The sequence below is a fragment of the Providencia sp. PROV269 genome, assembly GCF_028477785.1.
Lineage (GTDB): Bacteria > Pseudomonadota > Gammaproteobacteria > Enterobacterales > Enterobacteriaceae > Providencia > Providencia rettgeri.
Genome location: NZ_JAMPLV010000003.1, coordinates 67,532 through 87,971, shown reverse-complemented (window position 1 = coordinate 87,971; position 20,440 = coordinate 67,532). Strand labels below are relative to the sequence as shown.

Here is a 20,440-nt window from a genome sequence, read left to right as displayed (position 1 = left end):
TTATATGGAAATTCTATGATTTGCTTCACTCTTTATTTTTAGTCTAACTATATCAGGTGATGACAATCTGGTATGATTTGCCCAATATCCGTCTAAATGTTTGGAATAATAAAAATATGGTTATTAAAGCTCAAAGTCCGGCTGGTTTCGCGGAAGAGTATATTATTGAGAGCATATGGAACAACCGCTTTCCACCAGGTTCAATTTTACCCGCGGAGCGCGAGCTCTCGGAATTAATCGGTGTGACACGAACAACCTTACGTGAAGTGTTACAACGTTTGGCTCGTGACGGCTGGCTAACCATTCAGCATGGTAAGCCAACTAAAGTGAATAACTATTGGGAAACGTCTGGCCTAAATATTTTGGAGACATTGGCTCGGTTAGATCACGATAGAGTGCCACAGCTAATTGATAATCTCTTGGCTGTACGTACCAATATCGCTGCAATTTTTATTCGTACTGCATTTCGTAACAACCCTGAGCAGTCATTGGAGGTTTTAGCGGGTAGGGAAAAAGTTGAAGATAATTCAGATGCCTTTAGTGATTTGGATTATAACGTGTTCCGTGGGCTGGCTTTTGCATCAGGTAATCCCATCTATGGATTGATCATTAATGGCCTCAAGGGGCTCTACACAAGGGTAGGCCGTTATTATTTTTCTAACCCAGATGCGAGGCGTTTAGCGCTGAACTTTTATCAGCAACTGGCTAATTTGTGTCGTGAACAAGCCTATGACCGTATTATGGAATGTGTCAGAAATTATGGTAAGGAAAGTGGCACTATTTGGCATAGTATGCAAGGTAATATGCCTAGCGACTTAGCACACATCCGCTAAACTCGAATGACTCTATCACCAATTAAACCAGCTGATAATTTTTGCAGCTGGTTTTTTTGTTTTTTAAGCTTTAAAACGGCTTGAGGCTAGTTGTCAATTATTGGGGCACGCACAGGACTTAGCAGCAAGTGTCGTGTCTGAATAATCCACTTTCTTGTGTGATAGGTCCAAATCCACTCTATCAGTCCAATCCTGACCATCGGGAAGCGGATGGTCAGTTTTAAATAAACAATGGTAATCAACCCTTGCTGGATAACTGTCTATGACGATGGCAGGGCTGAGGCATACAGAAATAGGTTTAGTGCTTAAACAGATAATATCTCCTTTATCATAAACTTGTGTTCTTAAGACGAGAGATGATTTACAAAGTTCATCGGCAAGACTCATCCCTGCAGATAAAAATAAAATAATAAATAAGGTAAATAATTTTCTTTTTCTAATCATGGGGATACCCTAAATTCTAATTGATTAATAAGATGATTTGGTTAGTTTATTTCATTATTAAGATGACTAATTCGATGGAGCAGTCAAATTATCTATACAATCATAATTTAAAGAGATAAAAAAATAGCATCATTAGTTTTGTTAAATGTTGTTAAAAATGGTTAGCGACATAATGTTTCAATATTAAAGTATTAAATACTGAATTTATTAGTTAAAGAAATCATCAATAATTGATTTTATTGGGTTAACACATTGAAAATCAATAGGATATTAAATAACCTTAAAATCTTCAGTGAGAATATTTATCTGTAATGTAAATGAGATGTGAATCAAAATGGATTTATTATCTGTATTGTTAAAAGTGTTAATTCACCATATTGGCAAATAATTCCTAGAATATTATCCTAAAATAAATGATGCATACTTTTATTTTGTGGGGAAGCTATGAAAATTCTAGTGTTAGGTGCAGGAGTGATCGGTGTAACAACAGCATGGTATTTAGCACAAGAAGGGCACGAAGTGCTGGTGGTGGATAGACAACATGATGTCGCAGAAGAAACAAGTGCAGCAAATGCAGGGCAAGTATCCCCTGGGTATGCAACCCCATGGGGAGCTCCCGGGATCCCCCTTAAAGCCGTGAAATGGATGTTTGAAAAACATGCACCTCTGGCGATACGCCCAGATGGAACGTTATTTCAGTTGCGCTGGATGTGGCAGATGTTAAAAAATTGCGATATTCAACATTATGCAATGAATAAAAGTCGTATGGTACGTATCGCCGAATACAGTCGCGATTGTATTCGCCAATTAAGAGCAGATACAGGTATCGAATATGAAGCTCGTCAGGGTGGTACCTTACAGCTTTTTCGTACTACTGAGCAGTTCGATAATGCAGCGAATGACATTGCAGTCTTACAGCAAGAAGGTGTTCCGTACGAACTATTAGCATCAAATGAATTAGTTAAAGCGGAACCTGCGTTAGAATTTGTCAAACACAAGCTCACCGGTGGGCTGCGATTACCCAATGATGAAACAGGGGATTGCCAGCAATTTACCAAAAAATTGGCAAAGATGGCACAAAATGCTGGAGTTCAATTCAAATTTGGTGGCCATGTAGAACAGATTTTAACAGAAGGAAATAAAGTTAGTGGCATTAAAATTGATGGTGAAATTTTGCAAGCGGACAGATATGTCGTTGCAATGGGCTCTTATTCTACTTCAATGCTACAAACCCTAGTTCAAATTCCGGTCTATCCACTCAAAGGCTATTCATTGACTATGCCAATTATCGATGAACAGCGTTCCCCAATGTCCACCATCTTGGATGAAACATACAAAATTGCAGTAACGCGGTTTGATCAGCGCATTCGAGTTGGTGGAATGGCTGAAGTTGTTGGTTTTAATTTGAATATCCTGAAAAAACGCTGCGAAACATTGAAAATGGTGGTACAAGATTTGTATCAAGGCGGTGGTGATATTGCACAAGCACAATTTTGGACGGGCCTGCGTCCAATGACACCAGATGGTACTCCAATAGTTGGGCCGACAGCATACGGTAATTTATATTTAAATACTGGGCATGGGACACTGGGTTGGACAATGGCTTGTGGTGCAGGGAAACTGCTGGCAGATTTAATTTCAGGGAATACACCGGAGATAGCGTCTGATGATTTATCGGTATTTAGGTATCTTGATGGTTTTAATACCAAGCTGACTACTCATGGTGATTTAACACCAGCACGTTAAGTGTTTGATATTTTATACTATTGTAATTTTAGAATTAATTAAACGTACTAAGGAATTAAAATGCCGCGCCCAATAAGTGCTGTCATTCATCTACAGAATTTACAACATAATTTGTCTGTCGTACGGCAACATGTTGGAAAATCAAAAATTTGGTCAGTTATGAAAGCAGACGGTTATGGTCACGGCATCAAGCAAATTTGGCCTGCGCTAAAAGAAACGGATGGCTTTGGGGTATTAGATTTTGATGAGGCCATTTTATTGCGAAAAGAAGGGTGGAAAGGGCCAATTCTATTGTTAGAGGGTTTTTTCCAGCCTCAAGATTTACAATTAATTGACCAGTATAATTTAACAACTAGTGTTCATAGTGAGTGGCAATTATTCGCCATTGAAAATGCCCAATTTTCATCACCAATTTCAGTCTATATTAAGCTAAACAGTGGAATGAATCGGTTAGGTTTTCCACCGAACGATTACGAAAATGTCGTACGACGGTTATCTAAAATGCCGAATGTACGTAGTTTAACGTTAATGAGTCACTTTGCTAATTCAGATACCAAAACCGGCGTTGCTGAGCCTTTTCAACAAATCCAGCAATTTGAACACTTATCTTTAGAAACCTGTATCGCAAACTCAGGGGCAACACTGTGGCATAAACACACCCAATATGATTGGGTCCGCACGGGTATTTTACTGTATGGTGCGTCTCCAAGTGGAAAAGCTACTGATATATCTGGGTTGGGCTTGAAGGCAGCGATGACTTTACAATCAGAAGTGATTGCTATCCATGAAATTCCAGCAGGTCAATCAATTGGTTATGGTAGCCGGTTTACATCAACTAAACCGATGCGTATTGCGACAGTGGCGTGTGGTTATGCCGATGGTTACCCTCGGCATGCTGCAAATGGAACGCCTGTATGGTGTAAAGGTAAACGTTGTGCGCTATTGGGCGCGGTTTCGATGGATATGCTGACAATTGACATCAGTGATTGTGACGATGTTAAGCTTGGTGAGCGAGTAGAGATGTGGGGGCAAAATTTACCGGTTGATGAGGTGGCGCAAGCCGCGGGGACAATAGGTTATGAGCTACTCTGTGCGCTTGCAAAAAGAGTTCCTGTTTCTTATAAAAATAAAGTAGAATAATTATTAATCAATCACGCTAAAAACAGTTAGAATTTAGCTTTAAATGTGATTTTGATTACGAATATTGGGATTATAGCTATATTGATATAACATATAGCGGTGATCTATTTCTCATTATTTTTAGGTTAAATATATGTCTAAAGCAATTAAATTAACGACACTTGCTGTGGCTTTGAGTGTGTTATCTGGGGCCGCGTTTGCTGGAACTTGGTCTGTTGGGGGTTCAGTATTAGCGCAATCAACACCTTATAAAGGAATTAAGAGCCGTGATTATGTCACGCCAGTGCCTATTGTTAATTATGACAGTGAGAACTTCTATTTTCATACATTAGCAGCTGGTTATTACCTATGGAATGATACGCAAGACCAACTATCATTAGATGCTTTTTATTACCCGCAATTTTTTAAACCTAAAGACAATGATGATAAAGCAATGCGTGAATTAGACCGTCGCCGTGATACGGTGATGACGGGGCTGACTTATCGTCATAACGCTGATTGGGGTACACTGAGAACGAATATTTCTGGTGATATCCTAGGTATCAGTAATGGTATTCGTGGTGAATTCGCCTATCTGTATGGTTTTGAAGGTGATAAGTGGTCAATCACCCCAGGTCTTGGTATTAAATGGGATAGCAAGAACCAAAACCGTTATGAATATGGTATTTCTTCAAAAGAATCACGTAATAGCGGTTTAAAACGTTATAACCCAGGTTCAAGTTGGACACCATACGTTGAAGTGACAGGAAATTATCGCTTTGATGAAAATTGGACGGTATTTGCAATGGGCCGTGTTGACCGCCTACCAAGTGAAGTGAAAGATAGCCCAATGGTGAATAAAGATGTTTCCGCCATTATGTGGACAGGTGTCACTTACACATTCTAAGTTTGTTATCGAAAGTTAAATTATTGAGCCCCTGATATCATTATGTTTATCAGGGGCTCAATTTTATCTATTTAGAAATCTTATACACTTAGACTGGATGATTAATCTTGCGGTTTATTATCGCGACTGACCATCACTAATGAAAGGCGAGCAGGGTGCTGTGCCTCACTTTTCATTGGGACATTAATCCTTGCCGTTTCTACACAAGCCATTTGTTTGTACCCATTATTTGGCATATCGTCCATACTGCATGATAACTCTGCCCAAGGGTTCCAACAGACAACATCACTATTATGGTAATGATGAATTTCTATTGTACGAGCCCATCCATCATCACGTAATAAGCTATATTCATCCGGTTCTGAATAAATACGGTCAGTATGTTTATTAAATTTGAGAGGTTCATTGGCATAAACTTCTTTATCTGCGACTTTGTCGAAATAGTGACCGCCTAACCCATAGACGGTGGCTTTTTGAATATCACTGATATTGAAATAACTATGCAGTGCGGCAGTAGTTTCGAAATCCCCATAACTTTCTAGTTCAAGTTCACATGTTTCACCGAGTTTCATACGGAGGATCAGAGTGAACTCATGTGGCCATAATTTACGGGTATAGTCGGTATCCGTTAACGTGAAGGTTAAAATAACGCCATCTTCATGCTCATTATGTGCGGTGAATTGCCAAGGTAAAATTCGCGCAAAACCATGGCTAGGGCTAGCAACAGGGCCGAACCAAGGCCAACAAATAGGGATGCCACCGCGGATAGCTACACCTTCTTTAAAAGCACTTTCTGAACTTAGCCATAAGCAAGGTTTTTGCCCTGCAGGTTGCCAATCAATAAGTTGAGCACCTTGTAAACTGACGGCCCCACGCACCTTAGGGTGCGAGATGACAATGAGTGGAAGCTCGCCGAGTTGGCGTTGAGTGATGTAAGCAGAGACTTGTTTAATGACTGGTAGTGCAAAAAGTTTGTCGTGCATGGTATTAGGCCTGTGTTAATGGAACAGTGTGAATACTCGTCATCTTTCAAACTGCAGCATTGCTGACTGTGTTCATTCACTTGAATTATTTAGAGTATCTATTCGGTATATTTAAAGGCGCGGTGACGCGGTGAATAGTATTCATTCTAAAATAAGTCATGTTTATAGCGTATCCAATAAGAGATCAACCATAAGCGATATAGCAGAAAATATGAAGTGTTAATTTGTTATTGGATACGATACAAAAGAGCCGCCAATCGGCGGCTCAGTTAGACAAATTTCGTTATAGCTCTTATTTAGAGATGTGAGCGATCAAGTCTAATACTTTGTTAGAGTAACCAGTTTCGTTGTCATACCAAGAAACTAATTTAACAAAGTTGTCGTTCAGTGCGATACCAGCTTTAGCATCAAATACTGAAGTCAGTTTCTCACCGTTGAAGTCAGTTGATACAACGTCATCTTCAGTGTAACCCAGAACACCTTTCAGCTCGCCTGCTGCTGCTTCTTTGATTGCATCACAGATTTGAGTGTAAGTTGCTGGTTTTTCTAAACGAACAGTTAAGTCAACTACAGAAACGTTAGGAGTAGGTACACGGAAAGACATACCAGTCAGTTTGCCATTCAGTTCTGGAATAACTTTACCTACTGCTTTAGCCGCACCGGTTGATGATGGGATGATGTTTTGCGCAGCACCACGACCACCACGCCAGTCTTTATGTGAAGGGCCATCAACAGTTTTTTGTGTTGCAGTTGTTGCGTGAACAGTTGTCATCAGGCCTTCAACGATACCGAATTTGTCGTTGATAACTTTAGCCAGTGGAGCTAAGCAGTTAGTTGTACAAGATGCGTTAGAAACGATTTCTTGACCTGCGTAAGCTTTGTGGTTAACGCCCATAACGAACATAGGAGTATCATCTTTAGAAGGGCCAGTCAGAACAACTTTCTTAGCACCTGCTTGGATGTGTTTACGTGCAGTTTCATCAGTTAAGAAGATACCTGTAGCTTCAGCAACGACGTCAACACCGACTTCGTTCCATTTCAGGTTTGCAGGATCTTTTTCTGCTGTTACACGGATTTTTTTGCCGTTTACAACTAGGTGACCATCTTTAACTTCAACAGTACCGTTGAAACGACCATGAGTTGAGTCGTATTTCAGCATGTACGCCATGTATTCTGCATCGAGCAGGTCGTTGATAGCAACGATTTCGATGTCAGAACGCTCTTGTGCAGCACGGAAAACGATACGGCCAATACGACCAAAACCATTAATACCTACTTTGATAGTCATAGTATTTCCACCAGCTATTTATTCGTGAATTAAGTTGTAGTTAAAGTTACCAAAACCTTGCCAGCCGTCAAGCGGAATCGTGTCAATTATTGAAAAAAATCAATTCTGATACCACCAATTGCTTATTTGTCAGCCACTTCAGCGGCAAATACAGCCGCACGTATTATCGGGATTGTGCAGCATAATGAAACCATCTATCAGTGATATATGTGATACGGTTCACAAATCAAAACGGAAAGTAAGATGCTTCTTAGTTTAGAATAGTTTTACAGAAAATGTTGTTAATTTTTTGTTGATTGAAATTGATGTATGATAACCATTGAACATTTTAGTTATTTAAATATTTAGGTGTGACATGTCAAAAAAAGATAACCAACCTATTGATATTTCAGAATTAAATGAAATGCAGCGTTACGTTACACAGCAAGCAGGTACCGAGCCGCCATTCAGTGGCCAATTATTGCATAACCGTAAAGATGGTGTGTACGAATGTTTATGCTGTGGTTCACCTTTATTTATGTCTGAGAGCAAATTTGATGCAGGTTGTGGTTGGCCAAGCTTTTATCAACCCGTCAATGAAGAGGCTATCAAATACATTGAGGATTTCTCGCATGGGATGCATCGCATTGAGGTTCGCTGTCAACACTGTAATGCGCATTTAGGGCATGTATTTCCCGATGGTCCGCAGCCCACGGGGCAGCGTTACTGTATTAATTCAGCATCATTAAGCTTTATCGATGATGATAATGGTGAAAAGACCCGTGGATAAAGAGCTGAAGGGTGCTGAAATTTTAATATTAGAATGACAAAAACGATTCAGCTATCAGCTAAAATTAAGAATAATAAAATAACGTGTTAATTGCGTACTTGAAGGAGCCTTACCGTGAGCGTTGAAGTTAATCCAGAGCAACTTGAACAATTATTAGCAGTGATGACACCTGAAATCTATCAGCGCCTAGTAACCGCAGTTGAGCTAGGTAAATGGCCGGATGGGGTGATGTTAACGCCAGAACAAAAAGAGCATAGCTTGCAAATGGTATTATTGTGGCAGTCGCGGCATAACCATGACCCAGAGCATATGACGGTAGGGACTAATGGCGAAATTACGATGAAGAGCAAACAAGAGCTAAAAACGCTGTTTCAAGGTGAAATGTTGGCAACATTAAAACCGCAAAATAATGATGAGTAACAGTTACTCTGTAGATCTGTAGAATAGTTTGGTTATTCAATAGGGTGTTGTACAGTGACAGCGTCACTAAAACAAGTTTTCTCAATTGATATGAGAAAACTTGTCTACAAAGTCTGGGTTAATGCAGGTCAGTTAACGTGATTAACCTCGCGCCTTGCTTTTTCATTTCGTCTAAAGCTTCTTGGCTGTCATTGGCTGCAAGATTAACACCTCTACATCCATCCACTAGAACATCTACGCTATAGCCTAATTTTAGGGCATCTAACACGGTAAATTTGACACAGTAATCCGTCGCAATTCCCATAATAATTAAATGTGAAATGTGTTGTTCTTGTAACCATGCATGCAGGCGGGTTTGGCTAATTTTATCGTTATCGAAAAAGGCACTATAGCTATCAACCTGTGGGTTTTCCCCTTTGGTGAAAGTTGCACTAATCAGTGATTGGTTTAAATCTGAGTGTAATTTAGCGCCGTGCTCACCTTGTACGCAATGAATAGGCCACCAAACTTGTGTAATGCCATTTAGCTCACCGACTTCGCCAATTTGAGTATTTGAATTAGCCGCAAAACTAAGATGTGTCGCGGGATGCCAATCTTGGCTTGCAATGATGTCTATCTGTTTTTGTTGGCAAATAGCCATCGTCTTATTAGCAACATCAATAACATGTTCACTTTCATTTACTGCTAATGTGCCACCGGTGCAAAAATCGTTTTGTAAATCGACTAACAGTAATGCTGCTTTCATTGTGTCCTCAGTATGTTATCTGTTATTCATCAGCATAGCTCAACTCGCCGCGTAAATTATTCTGCATTAACTCTCGGATTAAAGCGGGGGTATAATTTTGGCTTAGTAAGTAGTGCAATTTACTTAAGGCGGCTTCAAAAGTCATGTCGTATCCACTTATCACACCAGCTTCTGCAAGAGCGTGTCCTGTGGCATAGCCTTCCATATTAACACGGCCAGAAATACATTGTGTCAGGTTCACCACAATAATGCCTCGGTTCGTTGCCTCGCGAAGTATACGTAGTAATTCAGGCTGTTGAGGGGCATTACCGACACCGTAAGAGCGCAATATAAGCGCTTTGACAGGTTGTTGGAGAATATTGCGAACAATCTCAACCGAGAGTCCCGGATAAAGTGTAACAACACCGATAGGTTGAGGTGTAATTCGGTGGCTTTTAAATTCACCTATGCCAATAGGTGCAGGGCACGTATTGAATGTACGAATATTGATACCCGCCTCCATTAAGGGGGAGCAGTTAGGTGAGCTGAAAGCATCAAAGCCGTCAGCATGAGCCTTAACGGTGCGGTTACCGCGATATAATTTGTTATTAAAAAACAGCCCGACCTCATTAACAGGGTAATTGGCCGCTAAATATAAGGCATTTAATAGATTTGTTTGCCCATCAGAACGTAATGCTTCTAATGGTATTTGTGACCCTGTCACGATCACCGGCTTTTTCAAGTTTTCAAACATGAAAGATAAGGCTGAGGCGGTGAAAGCCATGGTATCAGTGCCATGTAATATAACAAACCCATCATAAAGTGGATAATTTTCCCGAATATCATCAGCGATGAGCTGCCAATCTTCAGGAGTGATATCAGATGAATCAATCAACGGTTGATGCTCACGGATGGTAAACTCAGGCATTTCAGGGCGGTGAAACTCGGGCATTTGAGCTAACTGAGTTTGCAAATGACCAGAAACAGGAACATATCCCTGTGGTGAATGGCGCATGCCAATTGTTCCGCCTGTGTAGACTACATAAATTGATTTCTTCTGCATCTTATTACCTAATTTATCCAACTTATCGAAGGAGAATGATTATCAGGATTTTGACGCATTTGTTAGCGTATTACTATCGTTAACTTGCGAATAATTAGATTGATATGGGGTTATTGATGAGTTTGTGAGAGAAATCCCCTTCATTAGCGCTGAAGGGGATTTAGCGATCAGTTAATTTCCGCGCAATTTAAGCAAAATGCGTAGCGGTTTTGAGGGTCATTCATTTTTAAGAAAAACTGAGCTTGCTGGCGGATATCCGTTGCGACTGCTGGGGGCAAAAACACCTGTAGTACATCCGGCATCGCGGCTTGAACGCTAGTGGTTAATTCAAGCAACAATTGATCCATGAAAGTCATCTCAGGCTTCATCCAATCTAGCTTAACATCAGTGAGTTTAGCGAGTTCTGCGGCTTTATCTATCGCAGTATCAAAATCACCTAGCTGGTCTACAAGGCCATTTTTAAGCGCGTCTTGCCCGATCCACACACGGCCTTGAGCGATTTTATCTATCTCTGCAGGTGTTTTATGGCGAGCTTTCGCGACTAAGCCAATAAATGTCTCATAACCATTTTCAATAGTAATTTGCATCATGTCAGCAAATTGTGGGCTAATCCCTTTAGTCAGAGAAATATCGGCTAATGGTGATGTTGATACTCCATCAGTATACACCCCAATAGAATCTAAAGATTTTTCAAAGGTATTGATCACACCAAATATACCAATTGAACCTGTCAGTGTGTTTGGACTGGCAATAATATAGTCAGCTGGAGTCGATACCCAATACCCGCCAGATGCTGCCATTCCCCCCATAGAAACCACCACGGGTTTACCGGCAGCATGGGCCGAAGCCAGTTCACTACGGATCAAATCAGAAGCGCTTACACTTCCACCCGGGCTATTAACGCGTAACACAATTGCTTTAATATTATCATCAAGGCGAGCATCACGAATTTGTGCTGCGATGGTATCGCCTCCTGCAATCCCAGCCGTTTGCGGGCCATCCATGATAGCACCTTGAACAACAATCACGGCGATATTGCCACTTTGATTCGCATTGGTATCTGTTATTTTAGCGGAGTAATCATAGATACTAATATTATTGAATTGTTTATCTTCTTTATTCCAGCCAAAGTGTTTACTGAGTAAATCTTCAACTTCTTCGTTTGTATAAAGTTTATCAACCAATTTTTGTTTTAAAGCATATTGCGCGCTATCGCCTTTGACAGAACGTAATTGTTCTAAAATAGCATCAGCTCCAGGGAAAATTTGCGTGCTAGTTGTATTGCGGTTTTTGGCGATATCTGCGAGGTAATTGTTCCACAGGGCATCCAACCATTGTTTATTGGCCAAACGTGCTTCAGGGGACATTTCATCACGCATTAATGGCTCAACTGCTGATTTATAGGTACCAACACGGAAAATATGGCTACTGACTTTAAGTTTTTCTAACAGTGACTTGTAATAAAGGCCATTAGTTGCGAAACCATATACCCCAACAGCACCTTGTGGTGTGAGGTAGATATCATCAGCGTAACTGGCGAGATAGTATTGTGATTGGCTATAACTGCTACCGATGGCGTAAACCTGTTTCCCTGAACTTTTAAATTCATTGATTGCTTTACCGATATAAGCCAGAGAAGGTTGGTCGGCGCCAACTAAATCATCTAGGCGTAATACCATTCCTGTAATACGGTCATCATTTGCGGCGGTACGAATAGTATCAACGATGTCGAATAATGAATTTTCTTGCATGCGGCTATTTGAAGTACCAAGTAGTTCACGGCTCATACGACCAAATGGGTCTGGAGCAGAAACTTGGTCTACGATAACGCCCTGCAAATCAACATACAAAGCACCAAAATAATTTTTTTCGGGTTGAGTTTCTGTTTGGTAAAGCGCAATTGACCCAATAACGACAAAGAATAATACTAAGAAAATGGCGTTAAAAACGAATTCCCTAATAAAGTTTAGTGCTCGCCAGCTAATTCTAAAGATGGTAGCGATGATGTCCCAAAGTTGACGCATGTTTTCTCCTATCCTGTATATTTTGCACCACACGGGTGTTAGCTTCACTGGTTTGCCGTTGACTTATGGCACAAACTATTTTTGGATATTACATAAATATGTCTTTCTACAGTTGGGCTATTTCCGCCTGTAGCATGAATTTACGACAGTATACTCAAAAGCAAATCCGTTACCCGATCATCACATCGAATTGTTGATGTCTTAGTTGTATCAATACAATTAGTTGCAACTGCGGGCTATTTTTATGCATAACAAAATTATGATCAGCAAGGTACAATGCTTCAATGATATTTTTCATGTGTGACAAATGATACAATTCAATGAATTTATAACGTAATTTTACCTAGCGAATAACCGTTATTATTGTATTAGTGTAAGCGATTTTCCTTTAAGCTGAAACAATAGATAGCGTGGGTATCATTATCTAATTGAATGATTATCATATCAGTTTACTCTTAAACGGAGACAAATATGGATGCTTTAACCCTTTTGTTGAACCGCCGTTCAGCTTCAAGACTCACATCACCAGCACCCCAAGGTGAAGAACTTAACAATATACTTGCTGCGGGGATGAGAGCACCTGATCACGGAGCTTTGAAACCATGGCATTTTGTTGTTATGCAAAATGAAGGTATTAACCGCTTCAGTGAGCTATTAGAAAAAGCGGCAATTGAAGGGCAATTAGGTGCTGAAGTAGAAGAAAAAGCACGTAACGCACCTTTTCGCGCTCCACTCATTATTACTGTAATTGCGAAATTAAAAGACCATCCGAAAATACCACAATGGGAACAATTAGTTGCTGCGAGTTGCACTGTACAAGCAATGCAGATGGCTGCGGTTGCTCAAGGCTTTGGCGGTATATGGCGCTCAGGAGCATGGACAGAAGATGCCGTGGTTCGTGCGGGATTAGGTTGTGGAGATAACGACCGTATTGTTGGATTTCTTTATTTAGGTACGCCAGAGCTTAAAGCACCAGCAAAAGTGCAAACACCTGATATGACAGGCTTTGTATCTTATTTCTAATAAAGAGAATAATAATGACTGAAAAAATTAGATTAACGCAATATAGTCATGGTGCAGGCTGCGGCTGTAAAATTGCACCGAAAGTATTAGAGCAAATTTTACACACGGAACAAGCAAAATTTCATGACCCACATTTGTTAGTTGGAAATGAAACGAAAGATGATGCGGCGGTTTATGATCTCGGTAACGGGATTGGTATCATCAGCACGACAGATTTTTTTATGCCGATCGTTGACTCTCCGTTTGAGTTTGGCCGTATTGCTGCAACTAACGCGATTAGCGATATTTTTGCTATGGGTGGAAAACCGATTATGGCAATCGCTATTTTAGGCTGGCCAATTGCTAAGTTACCGCCTGAAGTGGCTCGTGAAGTGATTGAGGGGGGCCGTGCTGCTTGTGCGGATGCTGGCATATCATTGGCTGGAGGGCACTCTATTGATGCACCTGAGCCTATTTTTGGTTTGGCAGTTACAGGTGTTGTGAATACGGAATATGTGAAGAAAAATAGTGCTGCAACAGCAGATTGCGAACTGTTCTTGACTAAACCGCTTGGGATTGGCGTTTTGACAACGGCAGAGAAAAAAGGGGTACTTGCGCCGGAACATCAACACTTAGCGGCAGAAACCATGTGCCAAATGAATAAGTTAGGAGCGGTGGTTGCGCCTTTAGAGGGAGTGACGGCTATGACGGATGTAACTGGTTTCGGTTTATTGGGTCATTTAAGTGAGATTTGCGAAGGGTCTAAAGTTCGCGCTGAAATTTCCTTTAGTAAAGTCCCTAAATTAGCCAACGTCGAAAAATATATTGAAGCAGGTTGCGTTCCTGGTGGAACAACCCGTAACTTCGACAGCTATGGTCACCTTATTGGCCCAATGAGTGATATGCAACGTCAGCTATTGTGCGACCCACAAACCTCTGGTGGCTTACTCATTGCAGTAAAACCTTCCGAAGTCTCTAAAATTAAAGAGATTGCACAGCAGCAAGGTGTTTTGTTACAGTCTATCGGTAAATTATTACCCCATCAGGATAATGTTCCTTTAGTTGAAGTGATAGATTAATTTATGCGTTTGTTTATTGCGGAAAAACCGAGCCTTGCAAGGGCCATTGCAGATGTATTACCCAAACCCCATAAACGCGGTGATGGTTTTATTCAATGTGGTGATGGCCAAACCGTAACATGGTGCATTGGCCACCTTTTAGAGCAGGCGGAACCCGATGCTTATGAACCTCGGTACGCACGTTGGAATCTTCAGGATTTGCCAATTATCCCGGATAAGTGGCAATTGAAGCCCCGTCCCGCAGTAACTAAACAATTAAAAACCATTGAAACATTACTGAAGCAAGCTTCAATAGTCGTCCATGCAGGAGACCCCGATAGAGAAGGTCAACTGCTGGTGGACGAAGTGCTTGATTTTTTAAAGCTCGATCCTGCGAAACGCAAAGCCGTAAAACGTTGTTTGATCAACGACCTTAACCCACAAGCCGTTGAGCGGGCAATTGACCGCTTAAGAGAAAATCGTGAGTTTATCCCTCTTTGTGTCTCCGCCTTAGCGAGAGCACGGGCAGATTGGCTATATGGCATCAATATGACTCGTGCTTATACACTATTAGGGCAACGAGGTGGATATCAAGGTGTTCTTTCTGTTGGGCGGGTACAAACGCCAGTTTTGGGCCTAGTTGTTAGGCGCGATGAAGAAATAGAAAATTTTATCCCTAAAGATTATTTCGAGGTGAAAGCCCATATTGTTACGCCAAAAGATGAGCGTTTTGTAGCAATATGGCAGCCAAGTGACTCCTGTATTGATTACCAAGACGAAGAAGGGCGTTTGTTCCATCGGCCGCTTGCAGACCATGTGGTATCGCGTATTGAGGGGAAGCCTGCCATAGTGACGCAATATCAGGACAAGCGCGAGTCTGAAATTGCACCATTGCCTTTCTCTTTGTCGTCTTTACAGATTGAAGCCGCTAAAAAGTATGCGTTGAGTGCACAAGAAGTATTGGATATATGCCAACGCTTGTATGAAACACATAAGTTAATTACTTATCCTCGTTCGGATAGCCGCTATTTACCGGATGAGCATTTTGCAGGGCGACACAGTGTATTGAATGCCATTGCTGTGCATCAGCCTGATCTCACTGAATTTGAACTGCCAGAGTTAGATAAAAAGAATCGTTGTTGGGACGATAAAAAAGTGGACGCCCACCATGCAATTATTCCAACTGCAAAAACGGCAGCAGTAAAATTAACGGAAAATGAAAGTAAAATTTACCAACTGATTGCACGTCAATATATTATTCAGTTCATGGCGGATGCGGTTTACCGTAAGTGTACTATTGATCTTGAAATTGAAAAGGGTAAATTTATTGCAAAAGCTCGGTTTCTTGCTGAAGCGGGCTGGCGAGTTGTATTAGGCAATAAAGAGCGCGATGCTGAAAATGATGGTATGCCTTTACCAGTTGTGAGTAAAAGTGATGAGTTATTATGTGAGAAAGGGGAAGTTGTCGAACGGCAAACGCAGCCTCCGCGCCCTTTTACGGATGCAACGCTATTATCAGCAATGACTGGGATTGCTCGGTTTGTGCAAGATAAAGCATTAAAAAAAGTATTGCGAGAAACGGATGGGCTTGGTACGGAAGCGACTAGGGCGGGCATCATTGACTTACTATTTAAGCGCCAATTTCTCTTCAAAAAAGGGCGTTACATTCATTCCTCTCCGGCAGGAAGGGCTCTAATTCATGTTCTACCCGATATGGCAACATTACCGGATATGACTGCTCATTGGGAGTCCGTACTGACTCAAATTAGTGAAAAACAATCACGTTATGATGATTTTATGCACCCGCTAGGTCAAACATTGATGCAATTAATTCACCATGCACGCCAATTTACAAATTTGAGGGCATTTCGAGAGTTACCAGCCCCATCAGTAAAAGCAGGGAAAAAAACTGCAAAAACAGGCAAGAAGAAAACGAAAAAGAAAGAGGATTAGTTGAGTCTGGCAAACCAATAAAAGGCGCTTTAAGCGCCTTTTTGCATGATAACTAGTGAGGAAATTTATTTTGTTAGGTCAAACTCAGACCACACCGGTGCGTGGTCTGATGGTTTTTCCATTCCGCGAATATCATAATCAATACCCGTTGCGATACAACGTTCAGCAAGGTTATTTGAGGCTAGTAATAAATCAATACGTAAACCGCGGTTATCATCAAAGCCCTTAGAACGGTAGTCAAACCAAGAGTAGCAATCAGCAACATCAGGATTTTTAGCTCGGTATGTATCGACCAAGCCCCAGCCTATCAATTTAGCTAACCATTCACGTTCTTCAGGTAAAAAAGAACATTTTCCGGTTTTTAACCAACGTTTGCGGTTTGCATCACCAATACCGATATCCAGATCGGTTGGGCTAATATTCATATCACCCATAATGAGTAATTGAGACTCAGCCGTTTGTGTTGATGTAATGTAATTTTGTAAATCTTGATAGAATTTTTCTTTTGCTGGAAATTTAGTTGGGTGGTCGCGGCTTTCCCCTTGAGGAAAATAACCATTAACAACAGTCAATGGGCCACGCTCTGTTTGAATGTCAGCCATGATAATACGGCGCTGTGCGTCATCATCGTCAGTTGGAAAGCCTTTGCGGACAGCAATAGGTTCATTTTTTGTTAAAAGAGCCACACCATAATGGGCTTTTTGGCCGTGATAAAAAACATGATAGCCGAGCTGACTAACCTCTTCATAAGGGAACATATCATCATGGACTTTTGTTTCTTGTAAGCCAATAACCTCAGGTTGATGTTTTTCGATGATTGCAGCGAGTTGGTGAGGACGAGCTCGGAGGCCATTGATATTGAACGATATGAATTTCATGGTTTTTTATCACCTAGTTTTATGATTATTATGCGTATTCTACCAGATGGTAGCAATACTGTAACCCCGAGTAGCATGTTTCAACGATTAGGTTGTTTTATAGCCAATAACGATTATGATAAAAATGGTCATTACATAACTCATTCTTGGTACAATATCAAAATTTAGCGTTTAATATAAAAGTTATAATAAATTTAGTTAAACAAAAAATATTATAATTAATTAAATTTATTATGGGTGCTAGAATTTAATTTCTGATTAAAATTAAATTAATAATTTCAATATTAACTAGTTTTAATTTCATTTAAAGTCAATTGGTTATTTATATTTTAATGTGATTTAATAGTGGAGGCATAAAAAATAATTAATCGAAACAGTATAATATATTGCTTTGTAATGATGGAAATTATAAAAATACTTTTATGAAATATTGTTAATCATTCAATAAAAAATCAACTTTGACTTTTTATTTTTTGGATTAATTTATGGGCTAATCAATATAATTATTAATGAGAAAGTTAAGTATGTTGATTAACATTTTAATAAATGGAATGGGGTCATAGATATGTTCTTTTCAAGAAAATTAGAGGCGTTTATGGCGGTTGTTGAGAATGGCTCGTTAAGCAAAGCGGCAAGAGTGATGAACCGTACGACACCTCCCATCGCGAAGTCAATCAAAGACTTTGAGACAAGCCTAGGTAAACGGCTTTTTAAACGAGAAAAATTTGGAATGACATTAACTAAGGATGGCCAAGAGCTTTATAACGATCTAAGAGATCTTTATTTACAGGAGAAAGAAATAACGAAAAAACATTTTTCAGGTTATATAATCAATGAGGCTAATATTTATTATGACTGGGGAAAGGAAAATCATTTAATTAATTTATATCAATCAGCACATCAAAATAATGTACAAGTAAATATATTAAGGTTTAATTATGATGAAGTAGATGAAATTGTCGATTATGATGGAAATACACTTATTCTTAGTTCAGAGCAGGTTGTCAGCGAACGGTTTTCATTACAAAAAATAATAGAAAATTCACCATTAGGTATTTATTGTCGGAAAGAACTGTATGAAAAATTTCATTATGATCTTGTTACATTATTACAAAAAAGTACCTGGTTATGTGACCCCGCATTTTATAAAAGTTCTTTAATGAGCGATTTATTAGCAAAAATTGAAACGGTTGATAATAAAACGAGCGTGAGACAAATGGATAATATTGGCTGTTGCCAAAGTTTTATTCAAGATGGTGACTTTATAGGTATTATAGACCACTATCCAGAAGAAGAATTAATTGATAAATCATTAATTTATATACCATTAAACAAGATTTTGGGGAAAAGTGTTTGTTACATTTATAAATCAAAATCACACTCTAGTGTACTAAATCGTTTTATGGGTGTTGTTGATAAATTAGGGGGGGATGTTAATTAAATGGTGGTGGGAGAAGGATTCGAACCTTCGAAGTCTGTGACGGCAGATTTACAGTCTGCTCCCTTTGGCCGCTTGGGTATCCCACCAGATTTTGAGTTGCTGTAATCATTGACAGCGGGCGGCATCATATCAAATGACGCGCCGCTGTAAAGCATTAATTTTCAATAAAATGGTCGTTTGCTGTTTTTTTATTCTTAATGCGTGTTAAATCTACAAAGTGTTGTTAAATAAGCCACTGTGTTGGCTTATAAAATAATGGTGCGATTACCATATACAAATACACGTTGAGCTAAGACCCAGTAAAGGGCATGGCTTAGTACATTTTTTTCAACGTCACGTCCAGCACGCATCATATCATCCGCTGTGAATGTATGGTCTACATTAATCACGTTCTGTGTAATGATTGGCCCTTCATCAAGGCTGTCATTAACAAAATGCGCTGTAGCACCAATAATTTTTACGCCACGCTCATAAGCTTGGTGATAAGGACGGGCACCAATAAAGGCAGGTAAAAACGAATGGTGAATATTGATAATCTGGTTTGGATAATGCTGAACAAATGCGGGCGTTAATACGCGCATATATTTAGCCAACACAACGTAGTCAGGCTGATACTGGTCAATCTGTGCTGTCATTTTTTCGTCATGTTGTTCGCGAGTTAAGCCTTCATGACTAATATGGTGGAATGGGATGCCAAATTGTTCGACTAAGTTTCTTAGCGTATCGTGGTTTCCAATAACAGCAGCAATTTCAACATCCAAGCCATCATAAGCACTTTTCATGAGTAGGTCGCCCAGACAATGTGCTTCTTTGGTTACCATGACGACAATACGACGCCGGCCTGCAGTGTTTAATTCACGTTGAGACCCAACAGGCAATGCATCGTCGAGATCCGCTAATAATGTTTCATCGTTGAAAATGCCTTCTAACTCAGTTCTCATGAAGAAACGGCCAGTGTGATGATCAACAAATTCATTATTTTGTACGATATTGAGTTGGTGTTTATAGCAAATATTGGTGATTTTCGCGATTAATCCTTTCGCGTCAGGGCAAATTGTCCTGAGAATTTTCTTTTGTACAATTTTGTGTTGCATGAAACAGCCTAATCCTTAACTAACAAAGCGATATAAAAAACGACAGATTGTGTATTAAATGTGTCTCATTAGACAGGCATTAAATAAAGGGTAATTAGTCTGGGTGCCCACACTTTTTATATTTTTGACCAGAGCCACAAGGACATAAATCATTACGACCGATTTTTGGGGTAATGCCGTCTATATAATACCAACACGAATCCATCTTAATAAAACGCGAACGTTCATGAATAAGCTGCTTATGATCAGCTTTTTCATCAATAAAGCAAGCCGAAAATTCGACATAAGCTTCATCGGGATTTTTAGCATAAGAAGAACTAATAACACGAAGACCACACCAGCGTGTCTTCGAAAAACTATTTACAATTTCGTGGTGCCATTCTTGAGCATGGCAATCCGGGTGGCATGTTTTAATCAGATAATCGGCATTTTGGTGAACATAAGCGCTATATCTGGAGCGCATAAGCTGTACAGGCGTCTGTGGAATAGATTTTCCTTGTAAAAAAGGGGCGCAGCATTGTTCAAATTGTGCTTCGTTGCCACAGCAACACCTATCTTCTACTTGTGATTTCATAACACTCTCTATAAAAATAAGTATAAGATTGAAAAGTCACTATACTTAAATGATGGCGAATAAATGATTTTATCGTATGAATAATTGTATTGTTAATTAAACCAGGCTTTTGCAGTAGGT

Annotated in this window: 19 protein-coding genes and 1 tRNA gene; 10 read left to right on the top strand and 10 right to left on the bottom strand. The window is 39.9% G+C overall.

Features of this window, described 5'->3' with window-relative positions; all coding sequences use genetic code 11:
* Positions 1-116 precede the first annotated feature (116 nt).
* A complete protein-coding gene (gene fadR, locus PR683_RS04845; RefSeq protein WP_004911211.1) occupies positions 117-833 on the top strand; it encodes a fatty acid metabolism transcriptional regulator FadR in 717 nt (238 codons plus the stop codon).
* Positions 834-926: 93 nt separating this feature from the next.
* Here the strand turns inward: fadR and PR683_RS04840 are convergent, their stop codons facing one another.
* Positions 927-1,277, bottom strand: coding sequence for a hypothetical protein (locus PR683_RS04840; RefSeq protein WP_272513441.1), 351 nt, complete (start codon positions 1,275-1,277; stop codon positions 927-929).
* 444 nt (positions 1,278-1,721) lie between these two features.
* Here PR683_RS04840 and PR683_RS04835 point away from each other — a divergent pair, with 444 nt between their 5' ends.
* The 3 genes from PR683_RS04835 (at position 1,722) to PR683_RS04825 (ending at position 5,049) form a co-directional block, all read left to right on the top strand.
* Positions 1,722-3,023: a D-amino acid dehydrogenase gene (locus PR683_RS04835; RefSeq protein ID WP_110731963.1), complete on the top strand. Its 1,302-nt coding sequence runs from the start codon at positions 1,722-1,724 to the stop codon at positions 3,021-3,023.
* A 60-nt stretch (positions 3,024-3,083) separates the two neighbouring features.
* The gene (gene alr / locus PR683_RS04830) at positions 3,084-4,163 is read left to right on the top strand and encodes an alanine racemase (RefSeq protein WP_004911204.1); all 1,080 of its coding nucleotides are present in this window, start codon (positions 3,084-3,086) and stop codon (positions 4,161-4,163) included.
* Positions 4,164-4,296: 133 nt separating this feature from the next.
* Positions 4,297-5,049, top strand: a complete 753-nt coding sequence (locus PR683_RS04825; protein ID WP_004911202.1) for a MipA/OmpV family protein — start codon at positions 4,297-4,299, stop codon at positions 5,047-5,049.
* A 101-nt stretch (positions 5,050-5,150) separates the two neighbouring features.
* Here PR683_RS04825 and PR683_RS04820 read toward each other — a convergent pair whose 3' ends face one another.
* Positions 5,151-6,032, bottom strand: coding sequence for a D-hexose-6-phosphate mutarotase (locus PR683_RS04820; RefSeq protein ID WP_004911200.1), 882 nt, complete (start codon positions 6,030-6,032; stop codon positions 5,151-5,153).
* Positions 6,033-6,324: 292 nt separating this feature from the next.
* Positions 6,325-7,320, bottom strand: coding sequence for a glyceraldehyde-3-phosphate dehydrogenase (gene gapA, locus PR683_RS04815; protein ID WP_004911198.1), 996 nt, complete (start codon positions 7,318-7,320; stop codon positions 6,325-6,327).
* A 355-nt stretch (positions 7,321-7,675) separates the two neighbouring features.
* On the opposite strand from gapA, the gene msrB reads away from it, so the two are divergent.
* A complete protein-coding gene (gene msrB, locus PR683_RS04810) occupies positions 7,676-8,089 on the top strand; it encodes a peptide-methionine (R)-S-oxide reductase MsrB (RefSeq protein ID WP_004911195.1) in 414 nt (137 codons plus the stop codon).
* A 114-nt stretch (positions 8,090-8,203) separates the two neighbouring features.
* A complete protein-coding gene (locus PR683_RS04805) occupies positions 8,204-8,509 on the top strand; it encodes a YeaC family protein (protein ID WP_004911191.1) in 306 nt (101 codons plus the stop codon).
* Between the two features lie 118 nt (positions 8,510-8,627).
* On the opposite strand, the gene pncA is transcribed toward PR683_RS04805, so the two are convergent.
* The 3 genes from pncA to sppA form a co-directional block, all read right to left on the bottom strand.
* The gene (pncA, locus tag PR683_RS04800) at positions 8,628-9,254 is read right to left on the bottom strand and encodes a bifunctional nicotinamidase/pyrazinamidase (RefSeq protein WP_272571558.1); all 627 of its coding nucleotides are present in this window, start codon (positions 9,252-9,254) and stop codon (positions 8,628-8,630) included.
* A gap of 22 nt (positions 9,255-9,276) precedes the next feature.
* Complete coding sequence (gene ansA, locus PR683_RS04795; RefSeq protein ID WP_004911183.1) at positions 9,277-10,296, bottom strand: asparaginase; 1,020 nt, start codon at positions 10,294-10,296, stop codon at positions 9,277-9,279.
* A 167-nt stretch (positions 10,297-10,463) separates the two neighbouring features.
* The gene (gene sppA / locus PR683_RS04790; protein WP_123381909.1) at positions 10,464-12,320 is read right to left on the bottom strand and encodes a signal peptide peptidase SppA; all 1,857 of its coding nucleotides are present in this window, start codon (positions 12,318-12,320) and stop codon (positions 10,464-10,466) included.
* Between the two features lie 471 nt (positions 12,321-12,791).
* Here sppA and PR683_RS04785 point away from each other — a divergent pair, with 471 nt between their 5' ends.
* Genes PR683_RS04785 through PR683_RS04775 form a run of 3 tightly spaced genes read left to right on the top strand, consistent with a single transcriptional unit; the run spans position 12,792 to position 16,333 of the window.
* Positions 12,792-13,343: an NAD(P)H nitroreductase gene (locus PR683_RS04785; RefSeq protein ID WP_109913254.1), complete on the top strand. Its 552-nt coding sequence runs from the start codon at positions 12,792-12,794 to the stop codon at positions 13,341-13,343.
* A gap of 14 nt (positions 13,344-13,357) precedes the next feature.
* A complete protein-coding gene (gene selD, locus PR683_RS04780) occupies positions 13,358-14,401 on the top strand; it encodes a selenide, water dikinase SelD (RefSeq protein WP_004911178.1) in 1,044 nt (347 codons plus the stop codon).
* 3 nt (positions 14,402-14,404) lie between these two features.
* Positions 14,405-16,333 (top strand): DNA topoisomerase III, encoded by a 1,929-nt coding sequence (locus PR683_RS04775; RefSeq protein WP_123381910.1) that lies wholly within the window; start codon positions 14,405-14,407, stop codon positions 16,331-16,333.
* A 65-nt stretch (positions 16,334-16,398) separates the two neighbouring features.
* Here the strand turns inward: PR683_RS04775 and xthA are convergent, their stop codons facing one another.
* Entirely contained in the window at positions 16,399-17,211 is an 813-nt protein-coding gene (xthA, locus tag PR683_RS04770) for an exodeoxyribonuclease III (protein ID WP_196723560.1), read from the bottom strand.
* A gap of 565 nt (positions 17,212-17,776) precedes the next feature.
* Here xthA and PR683_RS04765 point away from each other — a divergent pair.
* The gene (locus tag PR683_RS04765) at positions 17,777-18,652 is read left to right on the top strand and encodes a LysR family transcriptional regulator (protein ID WP_004911163.1); all 876 of its coding nucleotides are present in this window, start codon (positions 17,777-17,779) and stop codon (positions 18,650-18,652) included.
* A 1-nt stretch (position 18,653) separates the two neighbouring features.
* On the opposite strand, the gene PR683_RS04760 is transcribed toward PR683_RS04765, so the two are convergent.
* The 3 genes from PR683_RS04760 to PR683_RS04750 form a co-directional block, all read right to left on the bottom strand.
* A tRNA-Tyr gene (locus PR683_RS04760) sits at positions 18,654-18,738 on the bottom strand.
* 159 nt (positions 18,739-18,897) lie between these two features.
* Complete coding sequence (gene purU / locus PR683_RS04755) at positions 18,898-19,746, bottom strand: formyltetrahydrofolate deformylase (protein ID WP_110731961.1); 849 nt, start codon at positions 19,744-19,746, stop codon at positions 18,898-18,900.
* Between the two features lie 94 nt (positions 19,747-19,840).
* Positions 19,841-20,320 (bottom strand): YchJ family metal-binding protein, encoded by a 480-nt coding sequence (locus PR683_RS04750; protein ID WP_272581696.1) that lies wholly within the window; start codon positions 20,318-20,320, stop codon positions 19,841-19,843.
* Positions 20,321-20,440 lie beyond the last annotated feature (120 nt).

What these genes read in the sequence shown, in the direction of transcription:
- PR683_RS04765 (WP_004911163.1), top strand. Translation starts at nt 17,777, where the DNA reads ATGTTCTTTTCAAGAAAATTAGAGGCGTTTATGGCGGTTGTTGAGAAT.
- purU (WP_110731961.1), bottom strand. Translation starts at nt 19,746, where the DNA reads ATGCAACACAAAATTGTACAAAAGAAAATTCTCAGGACAATTTGCCCT.
- sppA (WP_123381909.1), bottom strand. Translation starts at nt 12,320, where the DNA reads ATGCGTCAACTTTGGGACATCATCGCTACCATCTTTAGAATTAGCTGG.
- PR683_RS04775 (WP_123381910.1), top strand. Translation starts at nt 14,405, where the DNA reads ATGCGTTTGTTTATTGCGGAAAAACCGAGCCTTGCAAGGGCCATTGCA.
- PR683_RS04820 (WP_004911200.1), bottom strand. Translation starts at nt 6,032, where the DNA reads ATGCACGACAAACTTTTTGCACTACCAGTCATTAAACAAGTCTCTGCT.
- PR683_RS04840 (WP_272513441.1), bottom strand. Translation starts at nt 1,277, where the DNA reads ATGATTAGAAAAAGAAAATTATTTACCTTATTTATTATTTTATTTTTA.
- ansA (WP_004911183.1), bottom strand. Translation starts at nt 10,296, where the DNA reads ATGCAGAAGAAATCAATTTATGTAGTCTACACAGGCGGAACAATTGGC.
- xthA (WP_196723560.1), bottom strand. Translation starts at nt 17,211, where the DNA reads ATGAAATTCATATCGTTCAATATCAATGGCCTCCGAGCTCGTCCTCAC.
- gapA (WP_004911198.1), bottom strand. Translation starts at nt 7,320, where the DNA reads ATGACTATCAAAGTAGGTATTAATGGTTTTGGTCGTATTGGCCGTATC.
- PR683_RS04750 (WP_272581696.1), bottom strand. Translation starts at nt 20,320, where the DNA reads ATGAAATCACAAGTAGAAGATAGGTGTTGCTGTGGCAACGAAGCACAA.
- fadR (WP_004911211.1), top strand. Translation starts at nt 117, where the DNA reads ATGGTTATTAAAGCTCAAAGTCCGGCTGGTTTCGCGGAAGAGTATATT.
- alr (WP_004911204.1), top strand. Translation starts at nt 3,084, where the DNA reads ATGCCGCGCCCAATAAGTGCTGTCATTCATCTACAGAATTTACAACAT.
- PR683_RS04835 (WP_110731963.1), top strand. Translation starts at nt 1,722, where the DNA reads ATGAAAATTCTAGTGTTAGGTGCAGGAGTGATCGGTGTAACAACAGCA.
- pncA (WP_272571558.1), bottom strand. Translation starts at nt 9,254, where the DNA reads ATGAAAGCAGCATTACTGTTAGTCGATTTACAAAACGATTTTTGCACC.
- PR683_RS04785 (WP_109913254.1), top strand. Translation starts at nt 12,792, where the DNA reads ATGGATGCTTTAACCCTTTTGTTGAACCGCCGTTCAGCTTCAAGACTC.
- selD (WP_004911178.1), top strand. Translation starts at nt 13,358, where the DNA reads ATGACTGAAAAAATTAGATTAACGCAATATAGTCATGGTGCAGGCTGC.
- msrB (WP_004911195.1), top strand. Translation starts at nt 7,676, where the DNA reads ATGTCAAAAAAAGATAACCAACCTATTGATATTTCAGAATTAAATGAA.
- PR683_RS04825 (WP_004911202.1), top strand. Translation starts at nt 4,297, where the DNA reads ATGTCTAAAGCAATTAAATTAACGACACTTGCTGTGGCTTTGAGTGTG.